General features: G+C 46.6%; 14 protein-coding genes, 6 tRNA genes and 2 pseudogenes. 16 read left to right on the top strand and 6 right to left on the bottom strand.

Annotation, left to right across the window (positions count from 1 at the left end; genetic code table 11):
• The first annotated feature begins 8 nt into the window (after positions 1 to 8).
• From KBW69_RS12765 to KBW69_RS12740, 6 genes are all read left to right on the top strand, one after another.
• The gene (locus tag KBW69_RS12765) at positions 9 to 503 is read left to right on the top strand and encodes a CinA family protein (RefSeq protein ID WP_257281112.1); all 495 of its coding nucleotides are present in this window, start codon (positions 9 to 11) and stop codon (positions 501 to 503) included.
• A gap of 98 nt (positions 504 to 601) precedes the next feature.
• Positions 602 to 1,657, top strand: coding sequence for a recombinase RecA (recA, locus tag KBW69_RS12760; RefSeq protein WP_257253782.1), 1,056 nt, complete (start codon positions 602 to 604; stop codon positions 1,655 to 1,657).
• Between the two features lie 588 nt (positions 1,658 to 2,245).
• Positions 2,246 to 4,867 carry an alanine--tRNA ligase gene (gene alaS, locus KBW69_RS12755; protein WP_257281155.1) on the top strand — a complete coding sequence of 874 codons (2,622 nt, stop codon included), beginning with the start codon at positions 2,246 to 2,248 and terminating at the stop codon, positions 4,865 to 4,867.
• A 138-nt stretch (positions 4,868 to 5,005) separates the two neighbouring features.
• A complete protein-coding gene (locus KBW69_RS12750) occupies positions 5,006 to 6,250 on the top strand; it encodes an aspartate kinase (protein WP_257281111.1) in 1,245 nt (414 codons plus the stop codon).
• A 414-nt stretch (positions 6,251 to 6,664) separates the two neighbouring features.
• Positions 6,665 to 6,868, top strand: coding sequence for a carbon storage regulator CsrA (gene csrA, locus KBW69_RS12745; protein ID WP_257281110.1), 204 nt, complete (start codon positions 6,665 to 6,667; stop codon positions 6,866 to 6,868).
• 210 nt (positions 6,869 to 7,078) lie between these two features.
• Positions 7,079 to 7,171, top strand: a tRNA-Ser gene (locus KBW69_RS12740).
• A gap of 1 nt (position 7,172) precedes the next feature.
• Here the strand turns inward: KBW69_RS12740 and KBW69_RS12735 are convergent.
• Positions 7,173 to 7,862, bottom strand: a complete 690-nt coding sequence (locus tag KBW69_RS12735) for a serine hydrolase family protein (RefSeq protein WP_257281109.1) — start codon at positions 7,860 to 7,862, stop codon at positions 7,173 to 7,175.
• A 537-nt stretch (positions 7,863 to 8,399) separates the two neighbouring features.
• On the opposite strand from KBW69_RS12735, the gene KBW69_RS12730 reads away from it, so the two are divergent.
• From KBW69_RS12730 to KBW69_RS12705, 6 genes are all read left to right on the top strand, one after another.
• The gene (locus tag KBW69_RS12730; protein WP_257281108.1) at positions 8,400 to 12,263 is read left to right on the top strand and encodes an autotransporter domain-containing protein; all 3,864 of its coding nucleotides are present in this window, start codon (positions 8,400 to 8,402) and stop codon (positions 12,261 to 12,263) included.
• Positions 12,264 to 12,433: 170 nt separating this feature from the next.
• Positions 12,434 to 12,510 (top strand) — tRNA-Arg (locus KBW69_RS12725).
• 39 nt (positions 12,511 to 12,549) lie between these two features.
• Positions 12,550 to 12,642, top strand: a tRNA-Ser gene (locus KBW69_RS12720).
• 19 nt (positions 12,643 to 12,661) lie between these two features.
• Positions 12,662 to 12,738, top strand: a tRNA-Arg gene (locus KBW69_RS12715).
• Positions 12,739 to 12,762: 24 nt separating this feature from the next.
• Positions 12,763 to 12,839 (top strand) — tRNA-Arg (locus tag KBW69_RS12710).
• A 42-nt stretch (positions 12,840 to 12,881) separates the two neighbouring features.
• Positions 12,882 to 12,974: transfer RNA gene (locus KBW69_RS12705), tRNA-Ser, on the top strand.
• A gap of 209 nt (positions 12,975 to 13,183) precedes the next feature.
• Here the strand turns inward: KBW69_RS12705 and KBW69_RS23500 are convergent.
• The 4 genes and pseudogenes from KBW69_RS23500 to tnpB all read right to left on the bottom strand — a co-directional run bounded on the left by KBW69_RS23500 (position 13,184) and on the right by tnpB (position 15,016).
• The gene (locus KBW69_RS23500; protein ID WP_373690695.1) at positions 13,184 to 13,312 is read right to left on the bottom strand and encodes a transposase domain-containing protein; all 129 of its coding nucleotides are present in this window, start codon (positions 13,310 to 13,312) and stop codon (positions 13,184 to 13,186) included.
• A gap of 33 nt (positions 13,313 to 13,345) precedes the next feature.
• Positions 13,346 to 13,531: pseudogene (locus tag KBW69_RS23495) on the bottom strand (transposase); the annotation flags it as partial.
• Positions 13,532 to 13,712: 181 nt separating this feature from the next.
• Positions 13,713 to 14,678 (bottom strand): annotated as a pseudogene (locus KBW69_RS12695) (IS66 family transposase).
• 41 nt (positions 14,679 to 14,719) lie between these two features.
• Positions 14,720 to 15,016, bottom strand: coding sequence for an IS66 family insertion sequence element accessory protein TnpB (tnpB, locus tag KBW69_RS12690; RefSeq protein WP_257281106.1), 297 nt, complete (start codon positions 15,014 to 15,016; stop codon positions 14,720 to 14,722).
• 690 nt (positions 15,017 to 15,706) lie between these two features.
• Here tnpB and KBW69_RS12685 point away from each other — a divergent pair.
• The 3 genes from KBW69_RS12685 to KBW69_RS12675 are packed head-to-tail and all read left to right on the top strand — an operon-like array spanning position 15,707 to position 16,813.
• The gene (locus KBW69_RS12685; protein ID WP_257281105.1) at positions 15,707 to 16,117 is read left to right on the top strand and encodes a reverse transcriptase/maturase family protein; all 411 of its coding nucleotides are present in this window, start codon (positions 15,707 to 15,709) and stop codon (positions 16,115 to 16,117) included.
• Positions 16,104 to 16,691 (top strand): group II intron reverse transcriptase/maturase, encoded by a 588-nt coding sequence (locus KBW69_RS12680; protein WP_257255014.1) that lies wholly within the window; start codon positions 16,104 to 16,106, stop codon positions 16,689 to 16,691. The genes KBW69_RS12685 and KBW69_RS12680 overlap by 14 nt, the downstream gene beginning before the upstream one ends.
• Entirely contained in the window at positions 16,631 to 16,813 is a 183-nt protein-coding gene (locus KBW69_RS12675) for a hypothetical protein (RefSeq protein ID WP_373690693.1), read from the top strand. The genes KBW69_RS12680 and KBW69_RS12675 overlap by 61 nt, the downstream gene beginning before the upstream one ends.
• A 190-nt stretch (positions 16,814 to 17,003) precedes the next feature.
• On the opposite strand, the gene KBW69_RS12670 is transcribed toward KBW69_RS12675, so the two are convergent.
• Complete coding sequence (locus KBW69_RS12670; RefSeq protein ID WP_257255016.1) at positions 17,004 to 17,303, bottom strand: hypothetical protein; 300 nt, start codon at positions 17,301 to 17,303, stop codon at positions 17,004 to 17,006.
• Positions 17,304 to 17,817: 514 nt separating this feature from the next.
• On the opposite strand from KBW69_RS12670, the gene KBW69_RS12665 reads away from it, so the two are divergent.
• Positions 17,818 to 19,849, top strand: a 2,032-nt coding sequence (locus tag KBW69_RS12665; protein ID WP_257281104.1) for a VCBS domain-containing protein, incomplete at its 3' end; no start/stop codon positions are given.

Raw genomic sequence — 19,849 nt, 5'->3', positions numbered from 1 at the left:
CGAGATTAATGTCCGGAGATTTTAACAAAAAGCTGGAACTGCTGGCCGGAAAGCTTCATGCCGCAAAATTGAAAGTGGCTGCTGCTGAATCTTGTACGGGTGGCTGGCTCAGTCAGGCTTTTACGTCTGTTGACGGCAGCTCATGCTGGTTTGAAGGCGCCATTGTCAGCTACTCCAATAACATGAAGCACAAGTTTTTGGGTGTTCCTGTTGCATTGATTGATCGTTACGGTGCTGTCAGTCAACCTGTAGTGGAAAGCATGGCGTTAGGTGCGGTCAAGCGCCTTTCTGTGCCTTTGAGTGTCTCCATTTCAGGAGTTGCTGGTCCAGAAGGTGGAACCGATGACAAGCCGGTGGGTACTGTATGGATTGGTTGGTGTTTTGATGATCAGGTGACGACCGAGGTTTTTCACTTTTCCGGTAATAGAGAGCAGGTGAGAAGACAAGCCGTTGAGACTGCTCTTGATGGTCTGATTAAATTGGTGGATGCAATTTCCAGATAAATGCTGGACAAATATACAGATAGTGTTTAAATATACAGTATCTGAGGTTTTTAACATTCAAAGAATAGTAGCCAGCACACATAAGGTGGATTTGAATAATGGATGAGAATAGAAAGAAAGCACTGGCGGCGGCTCTGGGCCAGATTGACCGACAGTTTGGTAAAGGAACGGTCATGCGCATGGGTGAACAGAAGCAGGAAGCCATTCCAGCTATCTCTACAGGTTCACTGCAACTCGATATTGCATTGGGCATAGGTGGTTTGCCAAAGGGGCGTGTGGTTGAGATTTTTGGTCCTGAATCTTCTGGTAAGACCACTCTGACACTCAGTGTGATTGCAGAAGCTCAGAAGCAGGGGGCTACCTGTGCTTTTGTGGATGCGGAGCACGCTCTGGATCCTCAGTACGCTGGTAAGCTGGGTGTTGATGTTGATGACCTCTACGTTTCGCAGCCCGATACCGGAGAGCAGGCGTTGGAAATTACGGATATGCTGGTTCGCTCCGGTGCGGTTGATGTTATCGTTGTCGACTCCGTTGCAGCCTTAGTTCCTAAAGCTGAAATCGAAGGGGATATGGGAGACTCCCACGTCGGCCTTCAGGCTCGTTTGATGTCCCAGGCCCTGCGAAAAATCACTGGTTCTATCAAGCAGGCAAATTGTCTGGTCATTTTCATCAACCAGATTCGTATGAAAATCGGCGTGATGTTTGGTAATCCCGAGACTACCACGGGTGGAAATGCTCTCAAGTTCTACTCTTCTGTCCGTCTGGATATTCGCAGAACCGGTGCAGTGAAGCAGGGTGATGAAATCATCGGTAATGAAACCCGGGTTAAAGTGGTCAAGAACAAGGTTTCTCCTCCTTTCCGTCAGGCTGAGTTCCAGATTCTCTATGGTCAGGGCATTTACCACATGGGTGAAGTGATTGATCTGGGCGTTAAACAGAAGCTGGTTGAGAAGTCTGGTGCCTGGTACTCCTATAAAGGTACGAAAATTGGTCAGGGTAAGGCCAATGCGGCGCAATATCTGAACGACAACCCAAAGATTGCTGAAGAGATAGAAATGCAGATTCGAGCTGAATTGTTGGGCAGTGCTGAGCCTGGGTCAGAAACCTCCGCAAAAACAGACACAAAACTTCAGGATGAACTTCTAACAGAATAAGTTTTGGAAGCTCTGACAAAGGTATTCGACGTGCTGGCCGGGGGATTTGCTGACACGTCGCGAACATAGCTTTCATGAGTTTCAGGTAAAGCTCGATTCGTTACCCGGATTTTGACGTGTTTCTACCATTTGAGAACTTAAAAGAGGAAGGTCTCTAAAGTGATGGGAGCCTTATTGAGGTTTGTGTTCGTTCAAAAACTGAAAAAAGAAGTGATTCTGTCAGAATGTGCTCTGATTCGCGCAGGAAAAGACTGGCTGATGAAGTGACCTCATCTTTCAGTGTATGAAGACGGCGGCTGGAGATGGTCAGATCCCGCAGGCGCAGTGAGTTTCACGACAGCCTGTATCGTAGTGTCAGAGACAGGTCTAAACAATATCAGTTTACGGCGCATTGAGTGTTTGTCGTTCGTGAGATTTCCAACTTTCTAACGCACTGATCTGCAATGCTAACTCTAACCCATTCGAACAACATTTGACTTAAACAGAGCCTGCATGGCTGTTTTTCTTTCCCTTCTATATAATGATCGTTTTTTATAGATTGCTATTTAATCTCCCGTTTGGAAGACCTGTATGACTCGTGTGAACTATATGAAAAGTGCTGAGATTCGCTCTGCTTTTCTTGAATACTTCAGAGAAAATGGGCATGAAGTTGTACCCAGTAGCTCTCTGGTGCCTCACGACGATCCAACCCTGCTGTTTGCCAATGCAGGTATGAACCAGTTCAAGGAAACATTCCTTGGCAGGGAGCAGCGAACTTATAGACGAGCAACGTCATCCCAGAAGTGTGTTCGCGCTGGTGGTAAGCACAATGACCTGGAAAATGTAGGCTATACCGCTCGTCACCACACCTTTTTTGAAATGCTGGGTAACTTCAGTTTTGGCGACTATTTCAAGCATGACGCCATTCGGTTTGCCTGGACTTTTCTGACTGAAAAACTGCAACTGCCCATTGAGCGTCTCTGCGTTACGGTTTATGAGTCAGACGGTGAAGCTTATAACATCTGGCTGAATGAAATTGGTGTTGCCGCTGAAAATATCATTCGTATTGGCGACAACAAGGGAGCTCCATACGCTTCTGACAATTTCTGGCAGATGGGAGATACCGGTCCTTGCGGACCTTGCACTGAAATTTTTTATGATCACGGTGATCATATCTGGGGTGGTCGGCCCGGAACTCCGGAAGAGGATGGCGATCGTTTTATTGAAATCTGGAACATCGTCTTCATGCAGTACAACCGTCAGCTGGATGGAGTGATGAAGCCTTTGCCAAAGCCCTCGGTGGATACGGGTATGGGACTGGAAAGGATTTCCGCCATTATGCAAGGCGGGCACAGTAACTATGATATCGATATTTTCCAAAATCTGCTGAATGATGCTTCCGCAATTCTGGGTGGTGTACCGACAACAGAGGCTTCGCTGCGCGTTATCGCCGATCATATCCGCTCAAGCTCATTTATCATTTCTGATGGTATTATGCCGTCTAACGAAAGTCGCGGATACACACTCAGACGTATCATCCGTCGTGCATGTCGTCACGGACACAAATTGGGGGCTACTGAGTCGTTCTTCTATAAGTTGGTGGTTTCCCTGGTGCGTGAGATGGGTGATGCTTATCCGGATCTCGCTAAAAACCGTGCTCAGATAGAAAGAATCTTGCTGCAAGAAGAAGAACAGTTCACCAAAACGCTTGACAAGGGAATGAAATTGCTGGAAGAAAGGCTGGAAGGTCTAGAGGGCAGTGTTATCCCGGGTGATGTTGTATTCACCCTTTACGATACTTACGGTTTTCCTGTCGATCTGACTAATGACATTGCCAGAGAACGTGAGCTGTTGGTAGATGAAGAAGGTTTTAGGAAGTTGCTTGAGGTTCAGCGTGAAAGGGCCCGTGCAGCCAGCAAATTTGGTGTCAATTACAGTGAGCAGTTGGTCATTGAGGGGGCTACCAATTTCACGGGTTACGAAAATCTTCAGGACGCGGCTGAAGTCACAGCTCTGTTTGTTGATGGGCAGTCGGTTGATTTTGTCTCTGAAGGTCAAGAAGCAACGGTCGTTCTGCAGTCAACACCTTTTTATGCAGAGTCTGGTGGTCAGGTGGGCGATACCGGCTTGCTCAGTTTTGAGGGTGGCCAAGTCAAGGTATTGGATACTCAAAAACAGGGCGACAGTCATCTTCATATTTCGGAAGTATCTCAGGGTAAATTAAAGGTTGGTGATACTGTCACTGCCTACGTCGATGCTGAAGCCCGCAGGGCTACGGAGTTGAACCACTCTGCTACTCACTTGCTTCACGCTGCACTGCGTAAGGTTCTGGGTGAGCATGTTACTCAAAAGGGCTCTCTGGTAGATCAAGACAAACTTCGTTTTGATTTTTCTCATTTTGAAATGGTCAGGCCTGAAGCCCTCCGGGCTATAGAGAGGCTGGTTAATCAGCAAATTCGTAATAACAATGAGGTTAAAACTGAGTTGTTGGATATGAAAGCTGCTAAGGCTAAAGGCGCAATGGCTTTGTTTGGCGAGAAGTACGGTGAGGAGGTTCGCGTTCTTTCCATGGGCTCTGAAGGCTTTTCTGTTGAGCTCTGCGGAGGTACGCACGTTAATCGTACGGGCGATATCGGTTCATTCAGAATTGTTTCTGAATCCGGGATTGCAGCGGGTGTGAGACGCATTGAGGCTGTCACAGGCATAGCTGCGGTTGATTACCAGGAGAAGCTGGAAGATACCCTGAAATCGGTCGCAAGTCTGGTAAAAGGTTCTCAGGATAATGTGCAAGACAAAGTATCTTCAATTCTCGATAGGAATAAGGAGCTTGAGAAAGAGCTTCATAGACTTCAACAGAGGCTGGCTTCTGCTGGCAGTGCCGATCTCCTGTCCAGGGCTGTTGATGTCAATGGTGTAAAGGTGCTGGTTACAGAGCTTGAGGGAGTCGATCCTAAGTCTTTGCGAGACATGGTGGATCAGCTGAAAGGTAAGCTCCAGACCGGTATTGTATTTCTGACTGTGCCTGGTCACGCTAAATTTCCTCTGGTAGCGGGAGTCACCAAAGATCTTACTGGCAAAGTGAAAGCAGGTGATTTGTTGAAAATGGTTGCCGATCAGGTTGATGGTCGTGGTGGCGGTCGTCCGGATTTTGCCCAGGGTGGTGGTTCAGATGCTTCCAAAATCAAGGAAGCGCTTGAATCTATTGCCCCATGGTTGCAAGAGCGTCTGTAATGTGATTCGTTAATTCGATCAACTTAATCCTCATTAAAAACGAGCCATCGGGCTCGTTTTTAATGAGGTGTGCTTTTTTTAACAAAGCTATTCGTGTTACATTCCGGGGTCGGCTGATTGACGTAGAACGATATAAACATGGCGCTGTTAGTACAAAAATTTGGCGGCACCTCTGTCGGGAACTTGGATCGCATCCAGGGAGTTGCCGACAAGGTGAAGAGGTTCAGAGATCAGGGACATAATGTTGTTGTCGTTGTCTCAGCGATGAGTGGTGAGACCAACCGGCTGACTGATCTTGCATCTAATATTCAAAAACAACCCACACCCAGAGAGATGGATGTCCTGCTTTCTACCGGTGAGCAGGTCACAATAGCCCTTCTGGCAATGGCTCTCAACGAGCGTAACTGTCCGGCCCACTCTTACACTGGAAGTCAGGTTTCCATTGTTACGGATCAGGCTCACACTAAAGCTCGCATACAGCATATTGATACAGAGAAGATGCGGGCATCTCTTAATCGGGGGCGCGTTGTAATTGTGGCTGGCTTTCAGGGGCGTGATGCTGAAGGCAATATTACAACCCTTGGAAGAGGGGGGTCTGACACCACGGCCGTTGCTCTGGCTGCTGCTCTTGAAGCGGACGAGTGTCAGATCTATACAGATGTCGACGGCGTTTACACGACCGATCCACGTGTTGTGGAGGGGGCAAGGCGACTGGACAAGATTACTTTTGAAGAGATGCTGGAAATGGCCAGTTTGGGTTCAAAAGTATTGCAGATTCGGGCGGTTGAATTCGCTGGAAAATATAATGTCAAATTGAGGGTGCTGCATTCCATGCAAGAAGGCCCCGGAACTCTTATTACGATCGACGACGAGGATGTAGCTATGGAATCACCGGTGGTATCTGGTATTGCCTTTAACAGGGATGAAGCGAAAGTCACTATTAAAGGTGTGCCTGACATTCCAGGTGTTGCATCCCGGATATTGGGTCCTGTCAGTCAGGCCAATATTGAGGTGGATATGATTGTTCAGAATGTGTCTGACGATCGTACTACTGATTTTACCTTTACCGTTCACCGTAATGATTATCAGAACACTCTTGATGTCTGTGCGAAAGTCTGTGATGAGTTGGGTGCACGCGAGTATGACGGTGATGAAAAGATCGCAAAAGTATCTATCGTCGGTGTGGGTATGAGATCTCATGCGGGCGTTGCCACCCGGATGTTTGAGGCTCTCGCAGCTGAAGGCATCAATATCCAGATCATTTCAACTTCTGAAATCAAGGTTTCCGTTATTATTGCAGAGAAGTATCTTGAGCTTGCTGTAAGGGCTCTTCACTCTGTATTTGAACTGGATAGGGAACCTGTTGAGAGTAGTGAAGTCTAAGGCTGGGTAGGTTGTCTTGAAAAGGGAGTGGCTCAGTTTTGATCTGCTCAACCCAAATAGTTCTGTGGCTTGTTTGATCAACAATCGGCAGGAATATCGAACAAATACACCGTCATTCCCGTCAGGCATGGATTCTTCAACTAGAATGTTCTGTGCCTGTTAAAAACTTACAAAACGTGATTTTTTTGATGACTACATTTCTCTGCTAGTAAAAATACGCATGGAAATGTTGGGTTCGGTGGCTAGACTCTGTTGACTGAGAGTTTCTCAAGCATGAAACGGTGATCTGGCAGTATCTGCTTTGCTGAGAACTTAAGCACTCCCGGATTTGGGGCTAAGGTCAATCAACAAAAGCATCGCCGTGCTCAGGATTGACGGTCGTTGACTTACAGAGATGTAAATAAGGAGATTGTAATGCTGATTCTGACTCGCCGCGTTGGAGAGACCTTGATGGTCGGGGATGAGGTCACTGTCACTGTACTGGGTGTAAAAGGTAACCAGGTGCGTATTGGAGTCAATGCGCCAAAAGAAGTTGCCGTTCATCGTGAAGAGATCTACCAGAGAATTCAGAAAGAAAAAGAGCACGGGGGTGTTCCATCCGTCTCTGAGCCGTACTGAGTGTCTGGTTATAACACCGAATTCAGTGAAAAAATACCCGGCTAACCGTTCGGGTATTTTTTTATCTGTGGGAAATGCTTCGATTGAAAAATGCTAATGTGTTTGCTGACGAGATAAAAAACTTTCTGGTCTATATATAAAACCTTGGTCGTATGTAAAAAGAAAAAGCTTGCATTCCAAGACGTGAACAGTAGTATTGAATGCACTTGCGGTGAGGTGGCCGAGAGGCTGAAGGCGCTCCCCTGCTAAGGGAGTATACGGTTTGTAGCCGTATCGAGGGTTCGAATCCCTCCCTCACCGCCAGTTATTTGCTGCTTCCTTTCTTATTTCGATCACAAGTTGCGTTGATGGCTATCAATGTGCTCCATTCACGATTCCAACCTTGACTGTGTGTCGCTCCTTCAACTCTGACGATTGAAATGCATTCACTGCTCGCCAGCGATTTTAGATAATGCTTTGAAATCTGGAAGGGGATTATCGGGTCTTTACTGCCATAAAAATGTATTTGTGGGATGACTCTGAGTTTATTTTGAAAATCTAACGGGTTTAGTGCGGAAGGCATAGGGCTGACTTTGTGAAACTGGTTAGTGAAAAAAGGGTCGAGGTTACCGGCCACCGTCCGGATTGAGATTACGTCATCCCTCTGGGCTGCCGATAAAAGGGCCAGGGTAGCCCCACCTGAGTAACCGATCAGCTCGAGTTTTCTATAACCACCCTTTTTCTTTAAATAATCTAAAGCCTCGTTAGTACTTGCCAGGGAGGATGAGTCATAGCGGCCAAAAGTCCAGACTGATTTATCGCAGAACGTAGTCATGATGTATTGACAAGGTCTGCCCAGGTAAGCGATATCGGAGTATGAATCTTCCAGCATGAGACTGTGAACCAGCCTGCTAACCGGTGTTGGGTCGGAAGAGGGAACGCCCCTCTTTAGCCAGGCTTTGCCATCGCCTTCTATGTATACCCTTAATTTTTCTGCTCCCGGTTGTATGGGCATCCAAGCCTTAAGAGTATGAGTTGCGGTGTATATTTCAACAGCTCTCAGCTTTTTCGAGGAAGCCAGAGTCTGTGTGGAAGTGCTATTAAAAGAAGCAGGCGAATGACAGCCAGAGGAAATGAGAATGAAAGATAGCACTAGAAGAATGTATTTCATAAGCAATCAGTTTTTTGGAGCTATTGTACCTTTTTATTTTCCGGATGTTCAATCTCTTTTGATTGAGGCTTTGTGTGCCAGTTTTTTTAATTGAATCTGGTGTGATTATTAAAAGAAATAATAATGTTTTAAGTTGTTTAAATTAACAGCTCTGAGAGTTGCTCAGTGATCTCTAAAAGATCAAAATCTTATTCTTATAGAATCTATAGAAAAATTAATATCACTTTTAATTCTGAAAAAGTATTTAATATTACTTATTTCCATCTGTAGGATAGCCTCCCTTCAGGCATCTGTGCCTGATATGTCCATTAATTTGAAAAAGCTCATAAATGAGAAAATTCAACGAGAAAAACATCCAGGCTAGAGGTTGGAGTTGGAGTAATGAGACAAGTTCAGGTGTTTAAAAAGACACTGCTTTCCGTAGCCGTAGTCACGGCAATTGGTGGTCGCATTGATTATTCGCAGGCTCAATTCTTTGTGGATAATAAAGAGTTTTTTAAAACAGCAGAGAAACTGGATCTTTCCGAAATGGTAAAAGTTCGGGAGGGAATGGCTGCTGATAATCCGCTGAAAAAACAGGCTGATATGGCAATTGCTCGCTATCAGACTTATAAGGTTAAGTATGACGAAAAACACACGGATGATGAGCGTTTCTTTCTCAACATCAGCTTTTGGAAGCATCTTCGAGCTGAAGCACCTGAATTCTTCTTGTTGAATGAAAAAAGTGCATCCACTGCCACTGATGATGGCAAGCCAACAGAAGAAAAACCTTTAGTAAATCGTGAAAAGTCTGCTTTGGGAAAATTCCAAAGAGATCTTGAATCATTGGATGCTGCAGAAACAAAATCCAGCTTCAGTGGTGAAGATTATGGTCTCAATAAGGGGCTCCTTAAAAGCGCTGGACAAAGCCTTAATCAAGCAAGGGACTTATACGTAAAAAGCTTGCTAGAACTTGAAGATGCGAAAATTAAGGATGCCATTCTTATTGAAAAGGAAGCGATAGATGAGGCTACCAATGTAGCTAAAAAGATTAAGGTGGCTCCCGATGCAATCGTACTAAAAGGCTTGGACTTATCTGACGAAGGCGTTAGAAAAATAGTTCTTGAGAAGCTCGCTAAGGTTGAAGAAGTCTTTGAATTAATGGTGGATGGCAATGGTAAAATGGCTGAGCTTGGCTTTAAAACCAGAGTATTTGAACTGGGTGGTTTAGGTAGTGGCTTTAAAGAAGGTGAGACATTGCCTGTGATAGCATCAGCTGCGACTGGAGACGCTCTTGATAAGAGGGCATACGGTACCGTTGTTCTTTCTGAGAAATCCAGTGTCGTGCATCAAGGTTTTGGTACAAAGGAACGAGCACTCGATGCGTTTGTTGCTAAAGAAGGTACGTCTGTACGTGTCGCGAAAGATGGAGCTATACGATCTACAGTCATCTATCTGAAAGATGTTGATGAAGTAACGGGTGTTGATATCGAGAGTGATGGAATCAAAATCAAGCCTGTTAATACTTTTGTAGACTTGATTGGTGTTCTTCCCGAGAAATTGGAAGTTATGGAAGCAACCAAGAGTGAGAATGGTAAAAAGGTTTATCAGCCTGTTGCGCGAAAATCCACAGTAGCGGTTATCGAAGGTGCCAAAAAAGGTACTGTTAACTTAAAAGGCTATGAAGATGTTCATGTCAAAGGTTCTAGGTTAACCGTTCGGCAGTTAGGTGTTGCGGAAGATGGTGTTACTCCAGCATCCAGTAATGTCACCTTCACAGACAGTGATATTATTGTTGATGCAGGCTTAGACGATTCAGTCAAAGGCGGGAAAGGAATTGTAGCCGGTCAGAATATTGTTTTGAGTAATAGTCTTCTACGCATCCAGGAAGAACACAAGATTGCTCTGGAAAGCAATGCTTCCGATGTGTTCGAGGGTAATGACAAAGTTCAGGATAACAAAGAGCCAAACTCAATTACGCTTATTGAAATCAAAGCTGTACCAGTCAAGGGACTCAATGCCCAAAAGTCAATGGAAGGCTCCAACGATGGCTTTGATAAGCATATTGTGGATGTTGAAGCTGAAGATCTGCCTGATGTGTTTGAGGTTAGAAAAGGTTCTGTCTCTTATGTCAGCCTGACAGACATAGAGAAAGTTCTGGTCGAAGACGCTCAGCTTTATGCTGATGAAGTCAGTACCCTGGAAAAGCCATTGGCTTCATTTGACCTGAAAGGCAAAGCGACTGTTCGATCAATCTCTAATAATGCGCAACCTGTGTTCCTCGGTAAAGATACAGATGTAACTCTGGCTCTCGAGCAGGAAGTGTCCAAGGATATCCACGGTTTCAGAAACTTTGTACTGGACGGTGGTACTTTTGAAGGTGACCTGAAGGGATTTGCTGCTGAACACGGTGATGAAAAAGATCCAAAGCGCTTCAATGGTTCAACGGTTACTCTGAAAAGAGGTACTTTGAAAGGCGGTGAAATCGGTGGCGTTCTTGGTGAAGAAGAAAACGGTCATGTAAAGGAAGTTCGCGTAACCGGTCAGGTTGAAGTTAAGCCTGATACTACAGTTCTGACAACTCTGAACGCAGAAGCGACTATAAAGTCTCAAAAGGCTATCTATCAATCTACTGACCTTAAGCAGGTAAAAGTTGTTGCTCCTTTGGTTGTTGACTCCAAAGGTTCACTGAAACTCTTTAAGACGTTTAAGCAAAGCAAGCAGGATACGAAGGGTAATCCTGTTTCCATGTCAGCACCTTCACTATTAGCAATGGAGGGCAAAACGTTTGAGAAAGGCGCTAACCTGTTATTGGTTGTGGATCCATATGATCAATCAGTGTCGTCTGTCCCCTACGCCAGTGTTGATGGTGCCCTGAAGTTGAAGGGGGAGAATCAGGTCAAAATTGATTTGACTGGTATGGATGTTACAAAAGGTTTTGAAAATGCCAAAAATCTGTACGAGGAAGCTAAGTCTGGTAATGCTTTAGCTACTTCGATTGCAGTTATTGAAGCAGATACAGTTGAAGGTGACTTTGTCGCTCCAGACGCAGGTACTGTATTTTTAGATGCTTCCAGCAGTGAGTTTGCGAAGAGTGATAAGACTAACAAGTCTATGTACTCTATTAACGTGAAGTACGATCGCAATCCCGTTCAGAAGTTGCGCTCTCAACATAGCCTGTCTGAAAATCAGGCGAAAATGTATATAGCTACCTACGAATCGGCATTATCTACTGACGATCTGTCTTCGGCTCAGGCTATGTTCAACCAAGTAACAATGGCGGAAAAGCAGCAAACCATCAAGTTATTTGCTGACCAGCAGTTACCAGATCTGAATAACGAAGTGGGTCGTGCTTCGGTAGCTTTGCAAAATAAAATTAATGAGTCCATTGGTCGTCGTCTCAGCAGTAACCGTACTGGAGTGAATACCGGCGAAATGCATGAGTCTCAGGGATTCTGGGCTGAGTACATCTTCAGTGACGGAAAGCTTGATAATAAAGACGATTTGAAAGGTTATGAAGTCAAGGTTAACGGTGTCACTCTTGGTGTTGATAGCACTCTTAATGAACAGATGACGGTAGGTTTTGCCTTCACTTTGGGTGATACAAAGGTTGAGACAAACGACATACATCGTAATGCAACCACTGATACTTATATGGGTACCCTTTATACAGGATTGAATCAGGGTAATTACTTCCTGGATTCGATGTTCAGTTACGGTAAGGGAATCAATGAGTACAAACGTAAAGTACAGCTGGACAAGGTTTCTTACAAAGGTAAAGTGGATAGCACTATCTGGGGTGCACGTTTCGTAGCTGGCTATAACTATCAGATCAATCGCTGGACTCTTAAGCCTCAGATCGCCTTCGACTACACCAGTGTTAACTTTGATGATCTCACTGAAAAACTAACAGGTGATTGGGCTCAGAAACGTAAGATGAAAAAATTCGAAGTCACGGAGCTGGGTGCAGGTCTGAAGCTTATGGGTGATTTCGAATTGGGTCGAGGCGTGCTTCAGCCTGAGTTTGTGTTGATGGGATATCACGACTTTAAGGCTGATAAGCCTGAAACAACGGTGACCTTCATTCAAGGTGGTAAAACCTTAACATTCACAGGCAGTGATCCTGAGCAAAATCGCTTCGAAGCCGGTTTGGGTGTTAATTATAAGATGGAGAGCAACCTGAGTCTGAGTTTGCACTATGACAATAACTGGATGGGTGACTACAAGGCAGATAGCTTGAATGCCACTGTCCGTTATGAATTCTGATTAGTAGCAGATTAGCGTTTAACGACCAGAGTCTGTTACAAACTTGAACTTTTGGCTCCGCCGATGCGGGGCTTTTTTGTTTTATCCCTTGTTGTTCAGTTTTGAATATTGCCATAATGCCGTTGACTCCAGGGGGTTAAATCTCTATAGTTCGCTCCCGTTGGTGCAGTGCGCTCGTAGCTCAGCTGGATAGAGTACCTGGCTACGAACCAGGCGGTCGGAGGTTCGAATCCTCCCGAGCGCGCCATTTATTAAAGCGTCAAGTGTCGTTAGTATAAGTTATAATGGTGAGGTGGCCGAGAGGCTGAAGGCGCTCCCCTGCTAAGGGAGTATACGGTTTGTAGCCGTATCGAGGGTTCGAATCCCTCCCTCACCGCCAGAATTAAGTTTAAAGTAACGCGCTCGTAGCTCAGCTGGATAGAGTACCTGGCTACGAACCAGGCGGTCGGAGGTTCGAATCCTCCCGAGCGCGCCATTATTTCAAAGTTTTCAAATATGAGCGTCCGTAGCTCAGCTGGATAGAGTACCTGGCTACGAACCAGGCGGTCGGAGGTTCGAATCCTCCCGGACGCGCCATTTTGAAAGCAAATCTAATCCTATTGTAATAAGGAATATGATGGTGAGGTGGCCGAGAGGCTGAAGGCGCTCCCCTGCTAAGGGAGTATACGGTTTGTAGCCGTATCGAGGGTTCGAATCCCTCCCTCACCGCCATTTTCTCTCATAATTTATTGAATTTTCAATGGTTAATTATCCGAAAATACTTTTTTCTTAAAGTGTCCAAAAAATGCCTATTCTTTGACGGATTCAATCTTACGGCATCTGCCAGATGATCTTTGCTCAACTCGACATACTTGGTCGTCATCTTGATATCGAAACAACTGGGTCTTGTAATGTAAGCGGTATTTATGACCCACCTTGATTCAGGCTGGCTTTTGATTCCAGGGCAACAACAGCCCGATATCTTCAACGGATTCTGCCCTCGGCAAATAAGTGAAGACTGTCTTCAGATAATGGCAGGGCTCTAATCCACAGGCTTTTGCTGTTTCCACCAAGCTGTAAAGACTGGCACTGGCTTTGGCTCCGTCATTACTGTTACTGAACAACCACGCCTTGCGACCCACCACGATCGGGCGGATCGCATTTTCAGCCAGATTATTATCCATACGCAGGTAGCCCTCATCACAATAACGGATGAGTTTTTCCCATTGGTTCTTCAGGTAATGAAGAGGCTTACCCAACAAGGTTTTTGGACGCACCCGGGGCAACGATTTATCCGGCCATTATCGCAGCTTCTGCAGAACCGGCAAGCTTTGCCTCCTGCCGTAATCTTATTCGTTCTTAGGGAGGGCTGACTTTTATCTCGTGTTCTATTTGGTAGAGCTGCGGATATAAGACGGCCCCATATGGCTTTTGCCGGTTTTGTTTTTATCTTTCTGCCCCTTGATGGCTTCATCGAACGTGCGACGTGCGTGAGCCCGGCAGCCCTGATTGATGACTCCCTCCTTCTTCATAACCATCGGTTTGCAGGTAGCCCTGAAAGCCATCCAGCAGTCTTACCGGGACTGAGCCGCTGCGGCCAGGAGCGTAATCAAACAGAATGATCTTTTGATTTTTCACCGGTTCAGCCACCTGAACCTAGATGTACGACCGACTTTGGGCCGTCTTCCCCTCCTCTTTGAGTACCTGGGTGACGGTTTCATCGCAATGGATCAGGGGTGCTTCCAGCAGCTTGTCCCGCATCAGGTTGATTAACGGTTGCACCAGATCGCCACAGCGCATCATCCACAGTGAGGTAGTAGCACGGGCAATATCAACACCCAGACGAGCCAGGATAAATTTCTCCTGACGATATAGAGGCTGTCCGTCGACGTATTTACTGGTGGCAATAAATGCTAACAACCCCGGTGTAGCGATACTGGCTGGTATCGGCTGGGCAGGCAGTTTGGCTGTTTTTACACCGTTTTCACAGGACCGACAGCCGTATTTGAACCGCACATTCTGGATAACCCGGATTTTAGCCGGGACGATATCCAGCTGCTCGGTGACCTCTTCGCCTATGCGATGAAGTTCACTACCGCAGCAGCTGCAGTTTTTTTCATCGTCACGGATGTCGTGCTCTTCCCGGACTCTGGGCAAATTTTCGGGCAGTGGTTCTCTGCCTTTCTTCTGGCGAGTGTGTTCTGCAACCGTGACGTTTTCTTCGGGTTCCAGCTCAGGTTGTTCCGGTTGGTCTTGCTCGGCTTCGTTGAACAGTTCCTGCTGATCCGGTGAGGTCTTTTCGCTGGATGCACCAAACTGTTTATGCAGAAGAATGCGAAGGCGTTCTTCCAACAATGCGTTTTTTGCCAGAATAGAGTGAACCCAAGCAATCAGCTCGGGGTTATCATCGGGTAAGTGGACTGGGCAGACTTCCATGCCGATTCAGAATAGACTGCGGTTCAGTCATTGCCAGTTTGTCAGAGTAACGTCGTATACTCCAGCGTCGGATGAGGTGCTTTGGGTCGAATGTCATAACCATCCAGAAGCTGGTTGAGCAGGTCTCCATTAATCGCTTCAGGCGCTTCATTGCCCGGCCATTTAAAGCGGAATTTCTCCAGTCGTTTATACCAGAGTACAAAACCATTGCGCTCCCAGCATAACAGCTTGATCTTGTCTCGCTTGCGATGGCAGAAAACGTAGAGGGTCTGGCTAAAGGGGGATTGTCCGGCTTGCTGTTCGACTAAAGCTGCTAACCCATCAATGGATTTACGCATAGTGCGCCGTTGTGGCGCGTTTAATAGATTCTTAAAGGAGGAGTTGCACTGCTTCGGACGTGTATAAAGCACCGACCTTAAGTAAAGGGGAAATCCCAGAGCTGAGTGTAGCATGGTCGGAAAAGGCGTTCTGAGGGCTAGAAGTCAAAGCCCAAGACTGGCGTCAGCTAAGACGCTATGGCTAAGCCCATACTGGTTGAAGCCCAGCAGCAACAGTGGGTAACTAAGTCGCCCCCCTCGAAAGACTTCTGGCAACGGGGTGGGCTCCGACTCTCAACTGAGATATGCGTAGTTGAATCAAGGGCCGAAGTTCGGAGCCGCTGGCCAAACTGCAAAGCAGTACAGGTAAAAGTTGCGGAAAGGCAGCCTAAAGCATCAGGAACTATGAACGCGTAACTGCGGGATCGCCTAAGGGGAGTCATCCCTATGGTGACGGAGCGATCGTATTAGTCAAATGCCTGACATAACAGTCAGGACATGGCAAAGGGTCGCAGGTATTAATCATCTGGAAGAGAGGTAATCACAATGGAGGTCGCCAAAACGACAGCTGGCGGATTGGCTCAAATTCGGATGCTTGCAGAGTAAAACCGGAAAGATAAAAACCGCGTTAACCGAAAACTCTACCGGTTGCTATGTGATGAAACGGTACTGATTACCGCTTATGAAAACATCAAAAGCAAAGCCAGTAACATGACAAAGGGCTCTGATTACAGGACTCTTGACGGGTACTCACTCCAAATGATCAGGACAGTGATTCAGGAGCTTGAGACTGAAAATTTTCAGTTTTCTCCCGTGAGAGTTCAGGAGATTCCAAAGAAAAGCGGAAAATTCCGTCAGCTGGGCATTGCTCCACCACCGGAAAAGGTCATACAGGAAGCCATGAGAATGATTTTTGAGGCTATTTATGAACCGACTTTCAGTCGCAGGAGTCACGGATATCGTCCAGTGAAAGGATGCCATACAGCGTTAAAGCAGGTCTATAACCAATGGAAAGGTGTCAAATGGATTGTTGAGGGTGATATTAAGGGATTTTTTGATAATGTAGATCACCACGTGCTGATTGGTATCTTGCGAAAGCGAATAGAGGATGAGCGATTTTAAATCCGATCCCAAGGGGCACACTTCCAAACATAAAAGTGGCCATGCGAAACGGGCAACACTTGCACGTACTGGTGCGGGCACCATAAGGCTCGAAGCTCCGATCATGGAGCTGATGGGCAAACTGGTTGAGGATGGATTTGCTAAGAAAGGGTCTTTTAAGGGAAAAGCGCGTAGAGATTTAATCCCGAGACAGGAATGGGAAATAGTCATGTACTACAACTCGATCTTGGGAGGAGTTCTGAACTACTACTCTTTCGCTGCCAACAGGTCAAAAATGAGCTGGATTGTATACACGCTTCAAAGATCATTGATGCATACATTAGCGAGCAGGAGGCGCTGTTCAACCCGGCAAGTTTTGAAGAAAGGCAACGGTAAGATTACAGCCTTGAAGACAACTAAAGATGGTATGCGACAGGTTGATTTTAATGGATACGGCAATAACCTGTCCCTGAAGGTGAACCAGAAAGCATTTAATGTCAGCGGCAAAGGTCTTGATCCTGAGAAATTATTGAGATGCATCATGTCCGGCATATCCGCAAGATGGGTCAGGAAGCCAAAGGCTTTAGCAAGGTAATGGCGCAAATCAACCGGAAGCAAATACCGGTCTGTCGTGACTGCCACATGAAAGTTCATGACGGAAAGTACGACGGCATGAAGCTGTCGGAACTAGCCGATCAGGCGTTGGCAATGTGGTAAATCTGCGAGATATTAATACTGGAGAGCGTAGTGCATTGAAAGGTGCATGCTGCGTTCGGGGGCAGGCTGTTGGTTACCAGCTTGGGAAGTTCGTCAACCTCGAACCTCCATACAAGTCACGGTGCTGGCAGTCGAGCCTACTCGACGTATTCGGTATAGAGATAGACAGCAACCTCACCTGCGGGATGAATCACGATACCGCCTGCAATGCTTTGATCAGAGCTGCTGCTTGTTCAGGGGCTGCTTCGATTCGTATGGAATCCATATAGAGGATCACCTGAGAAGGCGGAGAAGGTTCTGGCTGAACAACGGCCAGAGGTATCAGCTTATCGTCAGGCTGAGCAAGTAGCTTGCGCTTCCAGTAAAAGAACAGGTGCTGCTTGATATCATGTTTTTTACACCATACAGAGGCCGAAAGTCCGGATTGCTGCCAGTCGTTCATCCGTTCTTGCCAGAGTAAATGATTTTGTTTGCGCGCTTCAGGTTTCATAGATTTCTCCGTTTTGAAACCTGAAGTATTAAAGGATATGGCTTTCTTTGGAATGTGGGGTTAATTTACCGTTTATCTTGTACTGTCATACTCTTATATAATCGCCATCCATCAAGGGCCAGAAACCCAATACTCTATGATGTTTCCGCACTAGCTTCGAAATAGCGATTCCGGAAAGAGGTCCTATCAACTATTCAGATGAACTTCATTCTCATCGGCGATCTCATAGGCTGGAAACAGCAGCAGATGAAGCTCTAAGTTGCCGGAAAAAAAGCATGGTTACAGAAGGTGCAACCATTGCTACAGAGCCTTTTGAAAAATATTAAAAAGCTAGATGGCTTAGTATTTCAACAAAGCCGCTTCAATCTGTCTATCCTGAAACTAGTAAGCTTTTAAACTGGTTATTCGTGGATTAGGAGCGAAGGGAACTCGCCTTATTCTTTGTATGAATTGATCATACAGCACTTAAATCGATTTTCCGCTGCTCCCTCAGGATTCAGAGAGAGTAAAAGATATGAATTCCAGCTCAGGAAATTCTGCACCTGCCATTGGTGAGATCACAGCAGCATCAGGTAGGGTTATTGCCATAAAGCCGGATGGAACCCAGATAATTCTCGAACCAGGAGACAAGGTTTTTCTTAATGATCGGGTGGTATCGGAAAATGGTGAACCTGTAGTCATTACAACTGCAAACAATCAGGTTCTGGAGCTGAGTGGGCAGCAGTCACTTACACTCACCGACAGCGTGGTGTCTGGTCAGGGTGTTGAAAACGATGAAGAACTGTCTGAAGAAGAGCAGGCTGATGAAGAGGCTCGAGAGACTGTTGCCGAAGGGGCTGACTCAGCTGCGGTATCAGAGACCCCTGCTCCGGGAGAAGAGGCCTCAGGCGAGCGAGACTCTGATCAAACAGAATCCAGGCGTGCACCTTCGGACATACCTGTTATCACGCTTGAAAATGATGACCAGATAGATCAGGAACCATCGGCCGAGTCATCTGAGATTCTTAGTGCCAATGACAGGTCTGGTAACAACACCATTGTTCAACAACAGGAGTCCGAGAATGAGGCAGGGTTGGCAGAACCTGTTGTAATTTCCTATCAGCCCGTAGCTCAGGTATCTTCCATGGTCGGTAGTGAAGATGCGCCGGTCCTTCAGGGACAGCTGACTGCGAAAGATTCCAGTGGCGGCACACTCACCTACTCATTGGTTTCTGCACCGGAAGCCGGTTCAATAAATATTGACAGTGACGGCTCTTTTGAATTTATGCCAGGAGCAGACTTTGACTATCTGGCCAAAGGCGAAAACCAGACGGTTACTTTTACTTTTGAGGTTATTAATTCTCAGGGGAACAGGAGTCAGGCATCCATTGATATCATGGTAGAAGGCGTTAACGATGCACCTGAAGTGGAGGCCCCAATTGTTCTTGATGTCAACCAGAATGACTCTGCCATTAGTTTGAACCTATTACAAACGGCCAGTGATAAGGATCTGAACGAAGTGCTTTCTGTTAACAACCTTCGTCTGGTTTCTGGTAATGAGACAGGTATCAGTGTGGCTGAAGATGGCTCAGAGTTGGCTATTGATCCGGAAGCTTATAAGTACCTTGCTGTCGGAGAGACGGAAACCATTACCTACGAATATCGTGTAACAGATATACAAGGAGATTTTACGATCCAAACCGCCAGCATTACTCTGGCAGGAAGTAATGATGACCCGATTGTTCAAGATGCAATTTTATTGAGGACTGATCAGAGTTCGCCACTACAGAGTATTGATTTGCTTACAGGTATCAATGATGCTGATCAGACTGATACCTTAAGTGTTAACAACCTCCGGCTCACTGCCGGTAATCCGGTTGGCATCAACATCTCTGAAGATCGCAACAGCCTATCTCTGGATTCAGCCGCCTATAATCATTTGGCGGCAGGAGAGACGGAAACGCTTGAGTACAGCTATCAAGTTGAAGATGGTCATGGGGGTGTAGTTAACCAGACTGCTTCAATGACAATTGAGGGCCTCAATGACGCCCCCACCATCAGCAGTGCCACCGATGTTGCCGGAGCGGTGACCGAGATCGTGGATGGGGGCGCTGGTGAGAACAGCAGCACCCTGACCGACACTGGCTCTTTCACAATTGCCGATGTTGACTTGAGTGACCAGCAGAGTGTCAGCGTCAGTGCCGGTGCCAATGGTTACCTCGGTAGTCTCAGCGCCACTGTGGCGGACGACAGTTATGGCGATGGCAGCGGGCGGATCAACTGGAACTTCAGCGTCGACGATGCCGACATTGATTATCTGGGCATCGGCGAGACCCTGACCCAGACCTATACCGTGACCGTCGATGATGGCGAGGGCGGCTCTGTTGATCAGCAGGTGATGATCACGATTACTGGCACCAACGATGCGGCGGTGATCACGGGCACTGACACAGGCGGCGTTACTGAGGACGCCGGCAACACCCTGACCACTTCGGGCAGCCTGGGGGTCACCGATGTTGACAGCGGCGAGGCCAGCTTCACGGCCGAGACCATCACTGGCACTTATG

Origin of the sequence: Endozoicomonas sp. ISHI1, from assembly GCF_024606225.1 — a bacterium.
Taxonomy (GTDB): Bacteria; Pseudomonadota; Gammaproteobacteria; order Pseudomonadales; family Endozoicomonadaceae; genus Endozoicomonas_A.
The sequence above is the reverse complement of the archived record's forward strand: the minus strand, read 5'-3'. Positions and strand labels throughout refer to the sequence as shown.